The sequence below is a fragment of the Pontibacterium sp. genome, from assembly GCF_041587635.1.
Lineage (GTDB): Bacteria > Pseudomonadota > Gammaproteobacteria > Pseudomonadales > Balneatricaceae > Pontibacterium.
On sequence record NZ_JBFGYC010000022.1, the window covers coordinates 1 to 17,796 of the forward strand.

Annotated in this window: 24 protein-coding genes; all 24 read left to right on the forward strand. The window is 52.4% G+C overall.

Features of this window, described 5'->3' with window-relative positions:
* Nucleotides 1–213: hypothetical protein (locus ABYW01_RS02570; RefSeq protein WP_372830985.1), on the forward strand; the 213-nt coding region annotated here is incomplete at its 5' end.
* Nucleotides 214–402: 189 nt separating this feature from the next.
* Nucleotides 403–753 carry a DUF1353 domain-containing protein gene (locus tag ABYW01_RS02575; protein WP_372830986.1) on the forward strand — a complete coding sequence of 117 codons (351 nt, stop codon included), beginning with the start codon at nt 403–405 and terminating at the stop codon, nt 751–753.
* Between the two features lie 4 nt (nt 754–757).
* Nucleotides 758–1,000 carry a hypothetical protein gene (locus ABYW01_RS02580; protein ID WP_372830987.1) on the forward strand — a complete coding sequence of 81 codons (243 nt, stop codon included), beginning with the start codon at nt 758–760 and terminating at the stop codon, nt 998–1,000.
* A 5-nt stretch (nt 1,001–1,005) separates the two neighbouring features.
* The gene (locus ABYW01_RS02585; protein ID WP_372830988.1) at nt 1,006–3,174 is read left to right on the forward strand and encodes a hypothetical protein; all 2,169 of its coding nucleotides are present in this window, start codon (nt 1,006–1,008) and stop codon (nt 3,172–3,174) included.
* Nucleotides 3,175–3,345: 171 nt separating this feature from the next.
* On the forward strand, nt 3,346–3,816 hold the full coding sequence (locus ABYW01_RS02590) for a terminase small subunit (protein WP_372830989.1): 471 nt from the start codon (nt 3,346–3,348) through the stop codon (nt 3,814–3,816).
* Nucleotides 3,809–5,401 carry a terminase gene (locus ABYW01_RS02595; RefSeq protein WP_372830990.1) on the forward strand — a complete coding sequence of 531 codons (1,593 nt, stop codon included), beginning with the start codon at nt 3,809–3,811 and terminating at the stop codon, nt 5,399–5,401. The genes ABYW01_RS02590 and ABYW01_RS02595 overlap by 8 nt, the downstream gene beginning before the upstream one ends.
* Complete coding sequence (locus ABYW01_RS02600; protein WP_372830991.1) at nt 5,398–5,544, forward strand: hypothetical protein; 147 nt, start codon at nt 5,398–5,400, stop codon at nt 5,542–5,544. Before ABYW01_RS02595 ends, ABYW01_RS02600 begins: the two co-directional genes overlap by 4 nt.
* A complete protein-coding gene (locus ABYW01_RS02605; protein ID WP_372830992.1) occupies nt 5,544–5,882 on the forward strand; it encodes a hypothetical protein in 339 nt (112 codons plus the stop codon). Before ABYW01_RS02600 ends, ABYW01_RS02605 begins: the two co-directional genes overlap by 1 nt.
* Nucleotides 5,872–7,989, forward strand: a complete 2,118-nt coding sequence (locus ABYW01_RS02610) for a hypothetical protein (protein ID WP_372830993.1) — start codon at nt 5,872–5,874, stop codon at nt 7,987–7,989. Before ABYW01_RS02605 ends, ABYW01_RS02610 begins: the two co-directional genes overlap by 11 nt.
* 8 nt (nt 7,990–7,997) lie before the next feature.
* Entirely contained in the window at nt 7,998–8,294 is a 297-nt protein-coding gene (locus ABYW01_RS02615; RefSeq protein ID WP_372830994.1) for a hypothetical protein, read from the forward strand.
* A 72-nt stretch (nt 8,295–8,366) separates the two neighbouring features.
* Entirely contained in the window at nt 8,367–9,419 is a 1,053-nt protein-coding gene (locus ABYW01_RS02620; RefSeq protein ID WP_372830995.1) for a hypothetical protein, read from the forward strand.
* A 47-nt stretch (nt 9,420–9,466) separates the two neighbouring features.
* Nucleotides 9,467–10,402, forward strand: a complete 936-nt coding sequence (locus ABYW01_RS02625) for a hypothetical protein (protein WP_372830996.1) — start codon at nt 9,467–9,469, stop codon at nt 10,400–10,402.
* Between the two features lie 50 nt (nt 10,403–10,452).
* Nucleotides 10,453–10,590, forward strand: coding sequence for a hypothetical protein (locus ABYW01_RS02630; protein ID WP_372830997.1), 138 nt, complete (start codon nt 10,453–10,455; stop codon nt 10,588–10,590).
* Nucleotides 10,591–10,644: 54 nt separating this feature from the next.
* Nucleotides 10,645–10,833: a hypothetical protein gene (locus ABYW01_RS02635; RefSeq protein WP_372830998.1), complete on the forward strand. Its 189-nt coding sequence runs from the start codon at nt 10,645–10,647 to the stop codon at nt 10,831–10,833.
* Nucleotides 10,826–11,188 carry a hypothetical protein gene (locus ABYW01_RS02640; protein ID WP_372830999.1) on the forward strand — a complete coding sequence of 121 codons (363 nt, stop codon included), beginning with the start codon at nt 10,826–10,828 and terminating at the stop codon, nt 11,186–11,188. The genes ABYW01_RS02635 and ABYW01_RS02640 overlap by 8 nt, the downstream gene beginning before the upstream one ends.
* Nucleotides 11,185–11,850 carry a hypothetical protein gene (locus ABYW01_RS02645; protein ID WP_372831000.1) on the forward strand — a complete coding sequence of 222 codons (666 nt, stop codon included), beginning with the start codon at nt 11,185–11,187 and terminating at the stop codon, nt 11,848–11,850. Before ABYW01_RS02640 ends, ABYW01_RS02645 begins: the two co-directional genes overlap by 4 nt.
* Nucleotides 11,847–13,313, forward strand: a complete 1,467-nt coding sequence (locus ABYW01_RS02650; protein WP_372831001.1) for a hypothetical protein — start codon at nt 11,847–11,849, stop codon at nt 13,311–13,313. The genes ABYW01_RS02645 and ABYW01_RS02650 overlap by 4 nt, the downstream gene beginning before the upstream one ends.
* Nucleotides 13,306–14,031, forward strand: coding sequence for a hypothetical protein (locus ABYW01_RS02655; protein ID WP_372831002.1), 726 nt, complete (start codon nt 13,306–13,308; stop codon nt 14,029–14,031). Before ABYW01_RS02650 ends, ABYW01_RS02655 begins: the two co-directional genes overlap by 8 nt.
* Nucleotides 14,028–14,864, forward strand: coding sequence for a hypothetical protein (locus tag ABYW01_RS02660; RefSeq protein WP_372831003.1), 837 nt, complete (start codon nt 14,028–14,030; stop codon nt 14,862–14,864). Before ABYW01_RS02655 ends, ABYW01_RS02660 begins: the two co-directional genes overlap by 4 nt.
* Nucleotides 14,861–15,349: a hypothetical protein gene (locus ABYW01_RS02665; RefSeq protein ID WP_372831004.1), complete on the forward strand. Its 489-nt coding sequence runs from the start codon at nt 14,861–14,863 to the stop codon at nt 15,347–15,349. The genes ABYW01_RS02660 and ABYW01_RS02665 overlap by 4 nt, the downstream gene beginning before the upstream one ends.
* A gap of 36 nt (nt 15,350–15,385) precedes the next feature.
* Nucleotides 15,386–15,784, forward strand: coding sequence for a hypothetical protein (locus ABYW01_RS02670; RefSeq protein ID WP_372831005.1), 399 nt, complete (start codon nt 15,386–15,388; stop codon nt 15,782–15,784).
* 14 nt (nt 15,785–15,798) lie between these two features.
* Nucleotides 15,799–17,037 (forward strand): hypothetical protein, encoded by a 1,239-nt coding sequence (locus tag ABYW01_RS02675; RefSeq protein WP_372831006.1) that lies wholly within the window; start codon nt 15,799–15,801, stop codon nt 17,035–17,037.
* Nucleotides 17,034–17,471, forward strand: coding sequence for an N-acetyltransferase family protein (locus ABYW01_RS02680; protein WP_372831007.1), 438 nt, complete (start codon nt 17,034–17,036; stop codon nt 17,469–17,471). The genes ABYW01_RS02675 and ABYW01_RS02680 overlap by 4 nt, the downstream gene beginning before the upstream one ends.
* Nucleotides 17,468–17,796: hypothetical protein (locus ABYW01_RS02685; protein ID WP_372831008.1), on the forward strand; the 329-nt coding region annotated here is incomplete at its 3' end. The genes ABYW01_RS02680 and ABYW01_RS02685, both read left to right, overlap by 4 nt.

A 17,796-nucleotide genomic window follows, 5' to 3' on the forward strand; every position in this document is an offset into this window, starting at 1 on the left:
CATGATGATGCGATGCGTCGAATTGGTAAGCAAGTAGATGATCACGAAACCCGCTTGCGTGATCTGGAAGATGATGTCCGCAACCTGCAGGGTGATCGTCGCGCTGTAGCTGGCGGCTGGAAAGTTCTGGCTACGATTGGCGCTTCTGTAGCAACAATCACAACTATTGCCATTGGCTTGGCTACGTACGTCTCACAGACGGCAGGAGGATGATGTGAAGCATCTTTCAGTTCTTTGTATGTGCATTGTGCTTTCAGGCTGCGGATTGACCGAAGCTGTGACAATAGCAGGCGGTATCACTGCCGTTATCTGTGGCACCACAACAGAGCAAGGCCGTGCAGATATTCGCGATAAGCAGAAATTACCAACTGATATCTGCGGTGATCTGAGGGGGGGCGAATAATGCCTTTTCAATCAGAGCTTGTTATCAGTCCCAAGAACGGCAAAGAGTGGGTACTGAGGGAGCAGCTGGTTTATCGCTCCCATGAGCAATGCCGAGTCGTTAATGCTCATAAGGGGTTTATCTGTGATCTCGCTTCCATTCCTCGCATCTTTCGTCCGGTGTTTCCTGTTCATGGAAAGCATACCCGGGCAGCTGTGATTCACGACTGGCTCTACAGGAATAAGCTAGGCAAGCGCAAAGAAGCAGACCTGATCTTTCTTGAAGCAATGGAAGAGCTGGGTGTATCCCGATTTAAACGTTACACCATGTACGCCGCGGTTCGCGCCGGCGGCTGGACTTATTGGAGCTGAAACTATGGAACAAGCATCTAAAGGCAATCCGATTCAGGGCTTTGCGCCAAGCGAAATTCGTAACGGCGTCACTACGCTGGATCTTAATGATGTCGAGGCGATTCGAATTAGCGCAGACGCAGAGTATTACATCAACGGCGCGTTAGCGAGTAAGGCGATTATGCCTGCCGGAGCTACGGTGATTAGTGGGCGCATCAATGAGCTGACTTTCACTTCTGCGACAACCGTTGAGATCATGAAGGCGTAACCCGAATGACTACAGTTACCGCTATCGACATTCGCCCAGACGGCTGGTCTGCTGACGTAACAATTTCAGGTTGGGCAGGCCAGCAGGGAAATGTGGGTTACGATTTCGCCGGGTTCTCTCTACTGGTTACGTCTGAAGGGTATTCTGGGGCCGGAGCGCCGACCACTGTGACGCGCACGGTATTAGCAACTACTCCTGTTCGTCAGGTATACCCCAATGAAGCGCTGCTGGAAGAGACGGATAGCGGTCCCGATCTGATCGTGCGCGTAGCGCTAAGCCAGTGCGTATACGATGATGACAAGGATGGTGGGGTGGGGACTTCCGGCGTGGATCCTGTCGCTACTGTTCCGGCAAGCTGGGCTTCTATTGCTGGCGGCTCAACGGATAGTGCTTCGCTGGTCGCCTCCAACAGCTCTGCTGTCGACTACCCTAAAGTTATCGGTCAGTGGGACATGGGAGAAACGCCCGTGATGCAGCGCGTTGAGGATGATTTCCCAATTGCGTTTCGTGCGCGTCATGGGTTTGGTGTTGCTGCTGCCGTACTGTCTGCTATCGGCGCAGCCAGCGCTCACCAAGAGATTGCAACCGAGACAGCGCTCAGCTTGATCAGTCCTTTGGTTGGCAAGCACAGGGAAGCCTACAAGATAAACGCGTCAATAGATGGGTTTACGCAGGGCGAAGAAATCATCCTTAGGGCTGCTGTCTATCCGGTCATAGGAGATGCAGACTCTGTGCTCGACACAGAAATGAATACTGATGTAAACGATCACCCTCGTGGCTTGACGAGAGAATCGTGCTACTGCGATAAAACAGGAGCGATGAAGCAGTATGCCGTGGTGGATACTGCCGGTATTGATGCATCTGGCGTTGTGTCTGGGGTGTTAGCAGAAGCAGATGAAAGCCCATATCTCACTATTGGCGGGGCTCTCGCAGGTGGCGCGAACGTTATTTACTGTAACGACGGAGCGCATGACATTCTCGGCGTTAACCCAGCCTCTGTAGCTGCTTTGGATTACGCTATTGAGGTTATGCCGCATCCAAGCTCTACAGCCGTCCAGCTAAACCGTAGCGGCAATGCTAGGAGCTACAAAGCCAAACGGCTGATGTATCGAAATCTACCGATTAACTACACTTCGGGGAACGGCTGGCTGGATGGCGAGAATAACGATCAGGCTTTGATCTTCAAACAGGTGGCGTTCAACTCAACAGCCACACCAACAGTGGGTCTTGCGTATCGCTCTAAGGCATGTCATTTGATTGGCTGCACTGGACTGGGAACGGATCACTACGAATCGTTTAGTACGTCACGCGTGGCATACACGTTTACCGATTGCGAGATTAGCTCGCGATTCAAAACAACGGCGTGTTACGCGGCTGTAGGCAATCGGTCTGCGGTAGGCGGTCTCACCTCATTTCAGGAAACAACAGTTTCCAATGCAGCGCCTGCCATGAAAAACCTGATGCTGGAGCATAATGCGCTAATGGATGTGCACTCCTCTACGGATGCGACGATTCGCTTTGGTTCGGATGAGGCGCTGGAGGATGTGTCCTTGATTGGCAACGTTGTGGAGGTAAGCACCGTTATAACCTCTCAGCCTGCAATGTTTGTTGGCGCTGACAGCTCAACAGTCCCGGTGCGTAACGTTTTAATCGCTCACAACACTGTGACTGGCGAGCGAAACAATTGGGCATACAACGATGAAGGCGCTACCGCAAATGTCCGCGAAAATCTGTGGTTTGTCGGAAACGCTGTGCGCTCTTTCAACATCAAGGGAGACGTGTTTCATCATCCTGTCGATGGCAAGAGTGGCGGACGCATCGGCAACCGAGCGATGATGTGCGGCGTTAACTGTTGGGACAATCGCTACGACGGCGCGGCTTCCAGCACGTTTGTTCAGGATTACGCAGGCAGAAATGTTGAGTACGTAGATCAGCCGGACCAAGTGTTCGGCCAGATGGGTTATACGGACGAGCAGTCGTCCGATGTGGGCGGAGGAGGCAATGGAGACTATATGCCGGCCTCTGGTTCGCCACTTGTCAGCATTCTGGCAGATTCGTTTATCAGCTACGACCAAAACGGGAACCCGGTTAGTAGTCAGATCGGCGCGTTGTTCATTCCTCGCATCTCGACAAAGGCGAGCAGCCTTTCACTGGGCCTGAATTTGTCTCTATGAGCCGCAAGGTGGGCTTAGGTTTCTCCTGGGTCAGCTCCTGCAGTATTAGGCCGGTCTGGCGAAATATCCCCTCATCATGGCGATAAAGGCGGTTCGATTCCGCAGGCAATGCAGGTTCGATTACTGCCCGGCTACCAATTGTTGAAGGGCCGTCCGGGAGGACCGCTATCTATGCCTAAATTCAAATGGACAGACAAGCGAGAGCTGTTCTGTGCCGAATACCTAGCTTGTGACCTGAACGCGACACGAGCCGCCATCAAAGCCGGATACGCAGAAAAAAACGCTGTTAAAGAAGCGTCCCGGCTAATGCAATTCCCTGAGATCCTTCAGCGTATTGCTGAACTCAAAGCTGAACGTATTGAGCGCACCAAAATCGATGCTGATTATGTGCTGCGCCAGGCAGTAAAGCTTCATGAGCGCTGCATGCAGGAAGTAACACCTAAGACCGACCGCAAAGGCGAACAGCTTAAAGACGAAGAAGGCAATGCGATCTTTGAGTTTGACTCGTCTGGAGCTGCAAGGTCGCTTGAGCTGGTCGGCAAGCATATTGGCGTGCAGGCGTTCAAAGAGAAGCTGGACGTTGAAGTTGGAGCTAAGAAATCCCTTCAGGAGCTTCTGAGAGAAGCCGCGCAGGATGAATAGGGCCGAAGAAGTCGCTCTGGCAGATGAATACATAGAGCGATTCGATAAGGGCGAACTGACCGATAAGAAAGAGTTGCTGGTCGCTCTTAGCCTGAAATGGTTCAGGCTCAATACGCTTTATAAGATCAAGGTGAAAACCTCTTCCAGTAAGAACGGGAAGGCGATCAGCAGGGTCAAGCGATTCAGACCCAACAAGGCGCAGCGTCAGCGCTACCTTGAAGGCTTTACGCGAAACATCATCCTGAAAGCACGACAGCTTGGTTTTACAACGTTTGAGATGATCGATTCACTGGATGACTGCATCTTTAATGAAAACTACTCGGCTGGTTGTATTGCTCACAAGCTGGATTCAGCAAAGGATATTTTCAGGAATAAGATCAAATTTGCTTACGAGAAAATTCCAGCTGTATGGCGCCAGATCTTTGATGACATCGACTTTGATTTCCCGGTACCAGTAAATGACAAAGGGGAAGGATATGTCTTCTCTAATGGCTCATCTATACAGGTGGGTACCTCGTATCGAGGCGACACGCTACAGCGCCTTCATGTATCCGAGTTCGGCAAGATCTGCGCTAAGTTCCCAGACAAAGCAGAAGAGATCGTCACTGGTGCTTTTGAGGCTGTTCCGCTCGATGGGCAGCTAACGCTTGAATCCACCGCTGAAGGCAATGAAGGCTATTTTTTCGATTACTGCCAAGAGGCACAAGCAATCGAGGGAATGGGCACTGAGCTAACACCGCTCGACTTTAAGTTTCACTTCTTCCCATGGTGGGATGATCCGAGCTATACGCTGCCGCCCGACACGGTGGTTATTCCTGCCAAGTCGCAGGAGTACTTCGCAAAACTTGAGGCGGAGATTGGCCAGAAGTTATTGCCAGGGCAAAAAGCTTGGTACGTGAAAAAGGCTGCAGTCCTCAAGGACAAGATGAAGCGAGAGTATCCATCAACGCCTAAAGAAGCGTTTGAGCAGGCGATTGAAGGCGCTTATTACGCTACTGAAATGGCGAATGCTCGACAGAAAGGCCGAATTCGTAGCATTCCTTACGACCCCCGACTGCCGGTTTATACGTTCTGGGATCTGGGGCGCAACGATGCCATGTCGATCTGGTTCATGCAGTACGTTCACATGGAATACCGCTTTATTCGGTACTACGAGAACAGCGGCGAATCTATCCAGTTCTACCTCAAGAAGCTGCTTGAATTTGGCTATGTGTACGGGACTGTGTTTCTGCCACATGACGCAGAGATAACCGACCTTACACGTGCTGACAACAAGAGCCGAAAGCAAATCGTTCAGTCTGCTGGTTTCGATGTAAAAGTGGTGCCTCGCGTACCAGCCAAAGGCGAAGCTATTCAGGCGGTGCGCGACATTCTGCCCTTGTGCTGGTTTGACGAAGAGAATGCCGGCCAGGGTGTTAAGTGCTTGGATCATTACCGTAAGGAGTGGGACGACAAGCTGGGCGTATTTAAAGATCGTCCGCGTCACGACTGGGCATCACATGGTAACGATGCTTTTGAGCAGTTTGCACGCGGCTTTATCGAATATGAAGAGCCGGAGTCATTTGAACCGGAGGCGTGGGGATGACAGCAAAAACAATAGGCTTTAAGTCGCTGGTGAAGCTGGCGGATAAGGGCGCAAAGCCTGAGAAAGATCCTTCCTATCAGTTCGGAAGCAAAACATTCCGAGAGAACCCTAAGCCACCAGGCAAGCACGCACAGGCCAAGTAATGAGCGAAATAATCACACTCGATAATCCAGAACATTTTCTGGCTGACGTCACTATGGCTAAGCGCATTGCTGAAGCGCTGTATAAGCATTACCCCGACCATGTATGGATGGTGAATGCGGACAACGGCAACAACATTGCCACTGTTCAGCTGGGTGGAGTTACCGGCAAATACGGCTTTTATCTTCACTTGGATAAGCTTTCTGTGGGCATGGGTGAGGTAATGCGCGCAGGTGGTGAGATTCTGGAGCGCTACCGGTTGCATCGTGGTCGGCGCAAGGATGATGAGATAGCGAACCTTTCACGCGATATTGCAGGGCGAGTTGCACATGCAGAATGATGAATTTGCTCAAATAGATGCGGAGGAATCACCGCAATCAAACAATGATGATGTGTACTGGCTGCAGCTTGCTCGCACGATGTACTCAGCGTCTACTGATTTTCTAGATAGCTCTGTTCGAAAGCGCGTTGAAAAGAACGTGGCGCACTTCAATAATCGGCACGCCAAAGATTCAAAGTTCAACTCGCCGAACTATCGCAACCGAAACAGGATGTTTCACCCTAAAACGCGTAATGGCGAGCGCTCCAATGAAGCAGCGTTTGCAGCGGCGATGTTTTCGACCGCAGATCTGGTGTCTATTGGGGCTTCAGATCCATCCAATCCCGCTGTTCAGGCTAGCGCCGAGATTCATCAGCAGCTGCTAAATCATCGATTGGAGATCACCATTCCTTGGTTTTTGACTGCAATGGGTGCCTATCAGGAAGCTCAGGTATTTGGCTTATGTGCCTCATATAACCATTGGAAGTATCGGGAACGCACTTATAAGGAAGACGTTCAGGCTTTACACCCACTGACCGGCGAGCCGCTATTTATTGACGGCGAGCCTGCAATGATCGAAGTGGATCAGGTGGAGGTGATCGAGGATGAGCCGTGCATTGATCTGATTCCATTTGAAAATCTACGTTTTGATCCTGCTGCTGACTGGCGCGACCCAATCAACAAAAGCCCGTACGTGATCCGAGAAGTGCCGATGTATGCAGGCGATGTTCTGGCTCAGATGAGCAGCGAAGACAGCAAGACCGGTGCACAACCTTGGCGTGAGTACACGTTGTCGGAGCTTCTTTCCAGTGAAGATGAGAAACGCGATGACAGCACGCAGAGAGCCCGAGAAGGCGAAGAGCGACAGCCTACATCAGAGACTCAGGCAGGTGGTGAATTCACTACTGTATGGCTGCGAGAGTACTTCGTTCGCAAAGATGGTGAAGAGTACGTCTATTGGACGGTGGGTAATAGTCTGATTCTGGCTGATCCAGTGCCGCTTGAGGAAGTATATCTGCACGGCGAGCGACCAATCACCCTGGGCATCTGTGTACTGGAAGCACACAAAACCTATCCGACTTCGCCTGTAGAGCTGAATAGTCAGCTGCAGGAACGCGTGAACAGCGTGGTGAACCAGCGCGCTGACAACGTGGATCTGGTGCTAAACAAGCGCTATTACATCAAGCGCGGCGCGAAGATTGATACGCCTGCACTAATGCGAAACACACCAGGGGGCGGTGTCGTGATGGATGACATCCATGCAGACATTCGCACCGAGAGTACTCCAGACGTAACAAGCTCAAGCTATGCGGAGCAAGATCGCCTTGATGTGATCATGGACGAATCCGCCGGCGCTTTTAGTCAGTCCAGCGTACAGAATAACCGTGCTCTTAATGAGACAGTTGGCGGCATGGAGATGATGAATGCCGGTGCTTCAGCAATCTCTGAATACACCATTCGAACCTTTGTTGAGACTTGGGTAGAGCCAACGCTACGCCAATTGGTGAAGCTGGAAGCCGCTTACGAGACAGACGACACCCTGCTTGCGCTGGCCGCAGGAAAAACTGACCTGTTTCAGCGCTACGGCCAGAACCTGAAGCTTGATGCGCTACTTGATGCAGAGCTAACCGTTCGCGTGAAGGTAGGCATGGGAGCAACAAACCCGCAGCAGAAGTTAGAGCGTATGCGTACAGGCTTCATGACTGTAGGCCAGATTGCGCCGCAGGCTATACCGCGCATCAAGGAAGAAGAGGTCGTCAAAGAGGTGTTTGGGGCGCTGGGATACAAGGATGGTGCTCGATTCTTTGATGATGCCGAAGAGCAGCCGACCGAACCACCACAAGATCCGATGCTTGTCGTTCGCATGAAAGAGCTGGACCTGAAAAAGTCTGACCAGGAGTTCGGGCAGCAGCTGGCTGCACAAAAACTTCAGGATGAGCGTGATCGCTGGATGGCGGAGCTGGCATTAAAAGAGCGAATTAGTGTAGATGAGCTGGCTCAGAAAACCGGACTGGAGCGAGAGAAGATTCATACTCAGCGCCAGATTGCCGCCGGAAAGCTGACCGAAGGCCAAACCAAGCTACAGCTGCAGGCGGAGAACTTGGCTCAGCGGCACGACACATTCTAAGGTGACCGATGTCTTTTGAAGAGAACGCAGAATTGGATTTCCTGTTTGCTGAAGCAAAGCTTGGGATTGCCGTTGAGGAGTGGCTTGCTTCTGACGTAGGGAAGTATATGAAAGGCCGCGCTGAAGGTGAGCTGGAAGATATTAAGCGAAAGCTAATTGAGCTGCCTGAGTGGCAATCCTCAACAGCAAAGCAGCTGCAGGATAGAGCCAAAATGCTACAAACGATGATGAGCTGGCTTGCTCAGGCGATTGATAACGGCCATGTCTCAGAAATGGCGCTACAGGAAGCCGAATCCGGTCAGTAGCGCAAGCCAAATTTCTTTCTAGGCCTCGCAAAAGCGGGGCTTTTTTATGCACGTAATTATCGGAGATCAATCATGAGCAAAGACTCTATCGTGACAGACGAGTCCGCACAGCATGATGCAGTAGCGGAAGAGCAAGAGATTCGCACCGAGGCAACAGAAGAGGGCCAGTCTGATCTGGATCCTCGTGCCGCTTTGATGGCGGATATTGCCGCTCGCCGCAGCCAGGAACGGGCAGAAGAAAACGGTATTGAGCAGGACGATGATGCCAAGCAGGAAGATGAAGAACTGGAGGAGCGGGAAGCCTCTCCTGATTCACAGGATAAAGGCGAAGCTAAGTCGCCCGCAGGGACACCGGTTTTTGAGCGTGACGGGCAATCATTTGTGCGTTTAAAAATCGATGGGCAAGAAGTAGAGCAGACGCTGGATAAAGTGCTGGCGACAGCGCAAAAACATGGCGCTGCAGATGCGCGCTTGAATGAAGCCGCTCAGCGATACCAGCATCTACAGAAGTACGAACAAGACCTGACTCAGCGAGAGCAGCAGCTAGCAAAGCTAAATGATCAGAAGCCACCCGAGCAGGGCGCCGAAGACATTGCAGACCTTGCTAAGCAGCATGCAGAAGCGATCTATGAAGGTGACCAAGAAGCAGCAGCGGAAATTTTAGGCAAGATGCTGAATGCGGGGCGTCAACCGGCCACCCCGAGCATTGACCCTAATCAGGTGGCCGAGCAAGCCACCGCCAGCGCCATGGAGCAGGTGCGAATCCAGATGCACAACGCAGAAGTTAAGCGCATTAATGACAACTTTTCGCGGGACTATTCAGATGTCGTGAAGGACGATGACCTCTATTCGATGGCAAAAATCCATGCCAAAAAACTGCGCACCGAAAACCCCGACAAGTCTCTGGAAGAGGTTATGACGGAAACCGGCGAGCATATACGGAACTGGAAGGCATCCATCCAAAAGCAGGACGCTGACAAGGCCCGCAAAGAGCGTAAGCGTCGAGCTGCGAAGTCAGTATCTGGAACCAATCAATCTGCGAGTATTGGCGAGGACAAAGCGCCCCCGCCGACTCGCTCGCAGACCATTCGAAACATGCGTAAAGGGCGCGCTGGCGCCAACTAATTGCATTACCCAACTAACTAACGTTGAGAAACGTAAGGAGATAGACCATGGCCGGACAGGTATGGGCAACAGACACTCTCGGCGGATACATGTACTCCGACGAACTTTCCGAAACGCTGCGTACTGAGCTGCAGCCAAACTGCCGCTTCCGTCAGATGTGTGACATCGAAGAAGGCAAAGGCGAAAACAAAGGCGACCGTCTCTACTGGAACGTTTATGGCAATGCCAAAACGGAAGGCGGCGCACTGACTGAAAACACGGCAATGCCAGAAACCGAATTCGATATCCGCCAGGAAAGCATGGTGGTGACTGAGTACGGCAATTCCGTTCCTTTTACCGGAAAGTTGGACAATATGTCTAAACACCCGGTTGAAAAGATCGTTAAAAAGGTCATGAAGAACGATGCGCGCAAGGTGCTGGATAAGGCGGCGCACGCTCAGTTCGACCTGACACCGGTGACAGTATCTGCAGCAGCAGGCACGAGCTCGACAGCAATCACCACTGAAACTGGCGGCTGCACCATCACCAATAACGCCGCTCTGACCAAAGAGCACGTCAAGAAAATTGCCGATGAAATGAAAGAGCGAGATATCGTTCCTTTCGACGGCGATGATTACGCATCTCTGGCGCGCCCTTCCACTTTGCGCACCTTCAAGGATGATCTGGAAGGCATCAGCGTTTACGTTGAAACGGGCTTTAAGCAGATCATGCACGGCGAAATCGGTCGCTACGAAGGCATTCGCTTCGCCGAACAGACCAACGTAGCCACCGAAGGCTGGACCAACGGCAAGTCTGATGCGGCTTTCTTCTTCGGTGCAGACACCGTATGCGAAGGCATCGTAATTCCTGAAGAAGTCCGCGGCAAGATCCCGACTGACTACGGTCGCTCCAAGGGTGTTGCATGGTACTACCTGGGTGGCTTCGGCCTGTGTCACACCGATGCTGCTGAAGCACGCATCCTGAAATGGGATAGCGCAGCGTAAGCCGCGCCTTTCCTGTTCTCCATCAATTAGCTGCAGAGAGGTAATTACCCATGGCTAAGTCTAAAAACGGCAGCACTGGCGGCCTGAAAAAAGGTGTCACGTTCAGCGAAAGCGCCTCCCAGAAAAACACCAATACCCACAAGCAGGGCGGCAGTCAGCGCGCTCAGAAGGGTTCTGATCGAATCTGATCAATCACAGTAATGAAAAGGGCCTTAGGGGCCCTTTTTTTGTGGAGCATTGAAATGCGTAAGAACCGAGATTGCTACTGGGATGACCAGTGGGGCGGGGAAGGATCAAAGCGCGAAGGCGTGGATCGATTGCCGCAACGTGATTCTGCATCTGACGGCGTAGTTGGGCGCGAACGCCTGTACCCGGATCACCGTATTAACCGGAATAACAACCATGCACCTGGAGAGCTTTGCGATGATTAACGCTAAGACCGACCCAATCGAAGAAGTTAAGGCCTACGCAAAGCAGGTTTTAAATATGCGAATCGCCTCCAATGCTGGTGATGACACCATTCGGAACAAAGTTTCTGCTGAACTAGAAAAACGCGAAGCTGCTGCTGGTGAGCAGCCAGAGCAGCCAGAGCAGCCAGAGCAGCCAGAGCAGCCAGAGCAGCCAGAGCAGCCAGAGCAGCCAGATGAAGAGGCGCCGGACGATGCTGACACAAAGGCAGTACTCAACAAGCAGATGCCTTACGGCACTGTGCGCGGCATTCCGGGCATTGCTTTCTATCAGGCCGGAAAGCACTTCAATATTCACGGCGACGAAGTTGACGTATGAATTTTCTGGATGCTTGCAAAAAAACCGTAAAGCGCTGCGGCATGACAGGTAGCGGTCCAGTGACTGTCGAAAACCAGAGCGGCGAAATGGCGCTTGCTGTTGAGTGGGTCAGGGATGCTTATCTGGAGGTCTGCGGTAAATGGTTAAATTGGAAATTCCTGTGGGCGCAGCACTCAGGTGAAATCACTCCAGGGCAAAGCATATATCCACCGCCATCTGACTTAGGAATTTGGGATCACTCTACAATCCGGGTTGACGGTGCAAAAGCGGAAGTACTCGAATATGAGGCAATTAAAGATTGGTGGGAGCCTTCAACAAATAACGGCGTTCCATCTTTAGTTGTGATACTGCCGGATAGCAGCTTGCGACTGGACCCTGCACCTAGTGGCGCGCTGTCGGTGTCTGGTGATTACTACCGTGTAGCACCCGCACCGGAAAGCAATACAGATGAATTCCTTATTCCTCAGCCGTATCAGAATGTCATTCTCGGAAGGGCTATGATGCTTTACGCGGGCTATGAGAACGCGCCAGACGTCAAGCAGGATGGCCTAGAGCTGTATCAGCAGATGATGGCTCAGCTTGAGGCGCACCAGCTGCCGAATGATGGGTATAGGAATGGAGTGTCCTCTGGTGGCGCAAACATTGTGGTGCGCCCGGTATGACCACTCCCTACACCAAAATCGGCGCTGGCCTTAATCTAACCGCGCCGCCAAACCAGATGGACCCCGGCGCAGCCTTGCTCTGCGTGAACTATGAAACGCCTGATACGGGCGGCTACCGTTCTATATCGGGCTATCAACTATTCGGCGGCGGCGCTGTGCCGGGTACTGGCCCAATTCTGGGGCTGACTGTATTTCAGGGCAAAGCCCTTGCTATCCGTGAATTGGGTGGCGTGGCTCGCCTGAGCTATACCGGCGGCGCCAGTTGGACCACGGTTGCCGGTGATCTGCCGGTTGGTACGTATCGTTTTGCGTCTGGTAACTTTTACGCGCTTGCAGCCTCTGAATCACTGTTTATGGTTTGCGACCAAGGCAAGCCGTGGAAATGGGACGGAGCGTCCTTGGTCGAGCTAGCGGCCGCGCCATCAGGTGCTGCATTCATTGAGGTGCACACCAATCGCCTGTTTCTAGGGTTCGCCGCAGGCTCTGTTCAGTATTCAGCTCTAGGCGAGCCCAATGACTGGGATTCAAGCGTTAGCGATGCGGGCGAAGTTGGCGTATCAGACACGGTAACCGCGCTTGCTTCTACTATTGGTGTACTGGTGATCGGCTGCAAAAACTCTATACAGCTGCTCTACGGTGAAACCAAAACAGAATACGTGCGTAAGGATTTTGCCCGTGGCGCAGGCGTGAGCGTCGATACGATGGCAGTGCTGGGCACGCTGCCAGTCTTTAAGTCGGACCGAGGTATTACATCGTTGCAAGCGGTGCAAAGTTTTGGTGACTTTGAGATGGGCGACTGGGCGCGACATGTGGCCCCATATTTTGACTCTATAGCGTCACCGACTTGCACGATGATAAGCCGATCTCGCAACCAGTACCGCATGTTCTTTGATGACAAGACTGCGCTGCTGGCTACATTCTCAGGCTCTCAGCTGGTCGGCATCACCTCAGCCGCTTTTCCTGACGCGACCACCTTGTGTGCGTCTGGTGATGATGGGGCAGGCGGAGAGTTGTCGGTATTTGCTGATGATGCTGGGCAGGTATTCAGAATGGATACAGGCACCAGCTTTAACGGCGAGCCAATAAACACCTATATCACGCTGGCCTACAATCACTTCGGGTCCCCGGTTGCGCGCAAGCGATTCAGGCGCATGCATCTTGATATACAGGCGAGGGACCCGGTTGATATCTCTCTGCTACCTACCTTTGATTTTGGTGATGACCGCATCCCTCGGCACGGCGTGCAGTTTGCCCGCGCCTTGGCTGCTGGCGGCCTGTGGGGCATCGACAAATGGGATGGCTTTGCTTGGGGTACGCCAATTCTAAACATGCACAACGTCCATGTCGCCGGGTCCGGCACTCATATGGGGCTTGTGATTAATACATCTTCGGCAACGGCCAAGCCTCATACGCTGCTTGGCTATACCGCTCATTTCGATGCACGGAGGGTAATGCGTGGCTGATCCATCTGAATACTATGATAACTCAGACCCTGCTCAGCGCTACTTAACAGGTGAAACTGCGCGAGGATCTGATATTGATGCCAAGTTTGATGCAGTACAGGCGGCAATGGAAAAGCTGCCGTCACCGAATGGCACGGAAAACGGCTTTGACTCCATTCTGAAAATTCTTGATGCAGTCGATGACGAGGACGCGGTAACGCTGGGCCAGCTTAAAGCATGGGAGCAGGCGATCAATGCTAATGGTCAGCGCCTGACCGGCCTGCCTGATCCAGCCGCAGATGGCGAGCCCGGCACTAAATCATGGATTGAGGCGTTTGTAGCTGCATACGTTCAGGGCGGCGGCTCCCCGGGTGACATTCCTATTACTGGTCTAGGGGTGGGTGCTGGCACAGCGCGGCAGCTGCTGGCGATCTCGCCGGATGGGCTTTCAGTGGTTGGCGCGGATGAGTACTGGAACGACCGGAACATCGCCGAAGATGCGGCGCTGGCTAACCGGGACCGGTGCTATGTAGATGCATCCACAGGTCCACATGCTCTCACGCTACCCCCTGCGCCCACAGAAGACGCGCGTATTCGCCTGACGGTCAAAGGCGCTAACAATCCGATCCTGGCCCGCAACGGTTCGACCATCGAAGCCGCGGCGGAAGATATGACTATTGATAACGAGCGGATCACATTTGATGTGGTATTCCGCAGCGGCACCTGGAGCGTTGAATGAGTAATTTGAGTGATTATGTTGGGGGCGGGGGGGTGTCGCTGTATGGGCTGACTCCAATAAAGCCCCTAAGTGCGTTTGCTACTAGCAGAAGCATAGCGGCAGGCTCTCCTTTGGGTAACGGAGAGTCGATGCTGCCGGGTAGCTACACTGGGGCTTGGAGCTATCTTAACGCGGATGCTACAACAAAGTTTACGGTGGCAGATACAGACATACATGCGTCTTCAACTGCGTTCCTTGGTGTGTGTTACCTGGCTAATGGTAATTTACTGTTCGCCACTACAGATAATCCAGGCACCAATGTGTATGTAGGCGAAATTAGCGCATCGACCGGCTTGCTGGTCGGGTCAGCTGCAACGATTGCACTTGCTCTTCCCATCGCCCCTTCTTCCGCGGAAGAGCGAAATTTCATCCAGCACAAGAATGACCTGAGCGGGTACTACATCAAAGGCGATAACGATTACATCGAGATTGATAACAGTTTCACGCTGGTAGGCTCTAGCACACCCTTGGTCGCGCACGCGTCCTCAATCATGATTCTGGATGATGCCACGTTTAAATCCTTCAAAGCGCTGCGGGCGCAAGGCTCAACCTCGGAAGTGAAATCATCTGTTATTTCTGTTTATGCAGGGAGCGAAACACTCCTTGCTGCTGAAATACTTGATACAGGCAGGGAGCTAGGCGTTGGTTTTGACGCTGCTGGGTCGAATGCAGAGCAGGCCATAGTCACTTATGCAGATGGCTCCATGTGGATTTACAAACCAGTAGGGCCGACACGACTCAATAAAACTCAAGCGCATAACAAAATAATCGAAGCTGCGAGGTTGTTAGCGTGAATAGAGTAAAGTTTCCTATAGCGTATAAACCGGGCTCCCGCGTAATTGCATATCCCGATGATCGCAGTCTATTTTCCAGTACCGAAGTGGTTGACGGCTACGTATACGCTGGCTACTCAGGGGAGTTAGAGTTGGAGCCTGCTAATGTTGTCTTCCCCGTAACCAGCGTTGCAATCAACAACGCACAATTAGTAGGCCAGATCTGGTGGGTGCAGAAGGCTGAGCCAATAACGCTGACTGCTAGCTGTTCCATCCCTAATGGCAGCATGATCGTCATGGTGGAGCGCATCATTAACGCCTCTGAGGTCGTTGACGATATCCGGTTTAAAGCTGATATCGCCGGGGGCGTGCTCACAATCAGCGGTGTATTCGACCAGTCTGGCAACTATCAAATCACTGAAGACCGTATCAACGCAGGCCTTGATCGCATCGGGGCTGGGTTCAATATCTCGATGGATCGCATCGAATTCGACGTATTTGTTTGATTTCCGATACTGCCGCCAAATCCCAAAGGTATAGCCATGAACATTGATTTAAACCAGGTTGTGACCGTGAATAGTGAGCCGCACCGGCTACAAGGATCGATCTCATTGACGCCTATTGAGAGCACTGATGATGCGGCTGGTGCTGAAAAACAGCTGCGCCATGCAATTAAGAGCGCCTTACTGCGTGAATTTAGAGCCTGCGATCCACGCATAATTTCGATGTCTCACGAGCGAGATCCTGAGATCGCGGGCACGACCTGTATTGTTGATCTGGGTATGTCGCAGCTGACGGTTCGCTGGTTTTTCCGCTTCCCTCTACTCACGGGCAAGGCGGTAGCAGACGGCCAGCTCACCGCGCCATTTCAGCGCTCTATTGAGCGAGGCATTCAGGGCTTGAAGCGAAAGCAGCAGAAACTTCAATTGCGCCATAGTTAAGGCAGGAGGTCCGCATGGGAATGCCGACGTACAACATTACCGACAAGATGAAGACTTCGAAGCAGCTTGACGGGTTGCTGGAGGCTGATAACGACTACATTAAGCGAGCGAGAAAGTCAGGCCAGAGTTACGCGCAGTCCAGAGGCCTACTGAACTCTGATATCGCTGCCGGGGCTGCTCACAGTGCGGCTATCGACGCAGCGCTGCCAATCGCTCAGGCTGACGCAGGAGTTGAGGCAGACTTTGGGAAAATAAAGTATCAGGGAGACGTTCAGAGCACGCTGAATTCGCAGGAGTTTGGCTTTCAGACACAGCTTAATGCTCAAAACTTTGGCTTTCAGAAAGATCTGAATAGCCAGAACTTTGGGTTCCAGTCGAAGCTTAACGATCAAAATTACGGTCACCAGACGGGCTTGCTCGAAATGGAGCAGGGCTTTAATAAAGATCAGTCTGCACTGGATCGCGCTCATCAGCTCTCGCTGTCTGATAAGCAGTTTGGGCAACAGGAAAGCTTGCTTGATAAAGAGCAGGCGTTCAGTGCAAATCAAAATCTCCAAAATCGAGAGCACCAATCAAGCCTGCTGGAAATAGAGCAGGATTTTAGCGCGGGTCAGAATCTACAGAACCGGAACCACCAAACCGGACTGCTTGAGCAAGAGCAGGCGTTTAATGCCGACCAGTCATCTCTGGATCGTACTCAGCGCCAAGACCTGCTGGCGCAAGAACAGGCGTTTAACGCCGAGCAGAACGCAGACCAGCGCAGCTATGAAGAGCGCATGCGCAACATCGAGGATGCTACTCAGCGCGAGATTGAGGCAACGAAGCAGGACGCGGGGCTTTACGCGCAGTACATCAAGGGTGTTGCAGATATAAATGCTTCCAGCATGGAGCAGGGCGAGAAAGACGTCGCTGCTCGAAACCTGTGGGACCAATATACAGCAGGCTCCCAGATCGGAAACTCCCTGCGCCACATCTCTGTAAACCCAGACGGCACAGTCAACCGATCAGAGGCGGCTGCGGTTAAGCCGCAAGCAGCTGCTGGCCAGCCTCCTGCTCAAGCGCAACCTAACACAACAGCCATGCTGTACGGGCAGGGCATTTATACGTCGGGTATAACGCGAGACTCGGCTGGAGAGCTGGTTGATAAGAATGGCAACCCATCGCCGGGCGGCGACTACGATCTTGTTGACGGGCAATGGAAGCGCCAAAGCCAGATCTACGGAGGCTACTGGGATACGGTGGGTGGCCGATGATAAGGCATGCCTGCGCACAAGATCTCGAAGAGATCCTAGATATAGCAACCGCAGCACACACTCTTAGTCCGACTTATCAAAACCTTCCGCCTAATAGAGATAAGGCCAGAGAGTCTATTTCGGCGCTGCTAACGAACCCGATGGGTTATGTCGGCGTGGTCGATAGTGATGGCATTCAGGGCGTCCTTGTAGCCGTGGCTGCAGAATCATGGGCGCATGACGGCTTAATCGTCAGCGATCTTCTATTCTATGCCCGCAAAAATGGGCGCTCGCTTCTTAGTCATTACCTTGATTGGGCTGATGGCTTTCCTCAACCAAAAATCAATCTTCTGGGTATTTCGTTTGGCGGCGTCAAAGCTGAGCGAACCGAGCAACTTTATCAGCGCCTTGGCTTCACCAAAGTCGGCGCTCAATTCATTCGGGGTGACGTATGAGCGGTCCTATGATTATGGCTGGTATTAAGCTGGTTGGCGGTGTAATGGCTGCAAAAACTGCAGTAGAAGGCATCAAGGAAGGCAATCTACTAAAAGCTGTAGCGGGTGGTGTTGGTGCCTATATGGGCTTTAGTGGCTTAGCGGGGGCTGGAGCCTCGGGCGTAAGCTCGACTACTGGCACCGCATTAGATGCAGCTACTAAGACCGGCTCTGCTACGGCGTCAGCCAGTGCAGCAGAAGGTGTTACAGCACTGACCGAAATGGGAGGAATGGATGGCGCGCTAAACAACGCAGCTGAAAGTCTCTCTGGTGGCGTTTCGCTTAA

Excerpts from the sequence above, each read along its gene's own strand:
- ABYW01_RS02605 (WP_372830992.1), top strand. The coding sequence starts at position 5,544 with ATGAGCGAAATAATCACACTCGATAATCCAGAACATTTTCTGGCTGAC.
- ABYW01_RS02660 (WP_372831003.1), top strand. The coding sequence starts at position 14,028 with ATGAGTAATTTGAGTGATTATGTTGGGGGCGGGGGGGTGTCGCTGTAT.
- ABYW01_RS02620 (WP_372830995.1), top strand. The coding sequence starts at position 8,367 with ATGAGCAAAGACTCTATCGTGACAGACGAGTCCGCACAGCATGATGCA.
- ABYW01_RS02575 (WP_372830986.1), top strand. The coding sequence starts at position 403 with ATGCCTTTTCAATCAGAGCTTGTTATCAGTCCCAAGAACGGCAAAGAG.
- ABYW01_RS02610 (WP_372830993.1), top strand. The coding sequence starts at position 5,872 with ATGCAGAATGATGAATTTGCTCAAATAGATGCGGAGGAATCACCGCAA.
- ABYW01_RS02670 (WP_372831005.1), top strand. The coding sequence starts at position 15,386 with ATGAACATTGATTTAAACCAGGTTGTGACCGTGAATAGTGAGCCGCAC.
- ABYW01_RS02630 (WP_372830997.1), top strand. The coding sequence starts at position 10,453 with ATGGCTAAGTCTAAAAACGGCAGCACTGGCGGCCTGAAAAAAGGTGTC.
- ABYW01_RS02675 (WP_372831006.1), top strand. The coding sequence starts at position 15,799 with ATGGGAATGCCGACGTACAACATTACCGACAAGATGAAGACTTCGAAG.
- ABYW01_RS02635 (WP_372830998.1), top strand. The coding sequence starts at position 10,645 with ATGCGTAAGAACCGAGATTGCTACTGGGATGACCAGTGGGGCGGGGAA.
- ABYW01_RS02585 (WP_372830988.1), top strand. The coding sequence starts at position 1,006 with ATGACTACAGTTACCGCTATCGACATTCGCCCAGACGGCTGGTCTGCT.
- ABYW01_RS02680 (WP_372831007.1), top strand. The coding sequence starts at position 17,034 with ATGATAAGGCATGCCTGCGCACAAGATCTCGAAGAGATCCTAGATATA.
- ABYW01_RS02595 (WP_372830990.1), top strand. The coding sequence starts at position 3,809 with ATGAATAGGGCCGAAGAAGTCGCTCTGGCAGATGAATACATAGAGCGA.
- ABYW01_RS02640 (WP_372830999.1), top strand. The coding sequence starts at position 10,826 with ATGATTAACGCTAAGACCGACCCAATCGAAGAAGTTAAGGCCTACGCA.
- ABYW01_RS02590 (WP_372830989.1), top strand. The coding sequence starts at position 3,346 with ATGCCTAAATTCAAATGGACAGACAAGCGAGAGCTGTTCTGTGCCGAA.
- ABYW01_RS02650 (WP_372831001.1), top strand. The coding sequence starts at position 11,847 with ATGACCACTCCCTACACCAAAATCGGCGCTGGCCTTAATCTAACCGCG.
- ABYW01_RS02615 (WP_372830994.1), top strand. The coding sequence starts at position 7,998 with ATGTCTTTTGAAGAGAACGCAGAATTGGATTTCCTGTTTGCTGAAGCA.
- ABYW01_RS02600 (WP_372830991.1), top strand. The coding sequence starts at position 5,398 with ATGACAGCAAAAACAATAGGCTTTAAGTCGCTGGTGAAGCTGGCGGAT.
- ABYW01_RS02645 (WP_372831000.1), top strand. The coding sequence starts at position 11,185 with ATGAATTTTCTGGATGCTTGCAAAAAAACCGTAAAGCGCTGCGGCATG.
- ABYW01_RS02625 (WP_372830996.1), top strand. The coding sequence starts at position 9,467 with ATGGCCGGACAGGTATGGGCAACAGACACTCTCGGCGGATACATGTAC.
- ABYW01_RS02580 (WP_372830987.1), top strand. The coding sequence starts at position 758 with ATGGAACAAGCATCTAAAGGCAATCCGATTCAGGGCTTTGCGCCAAGC.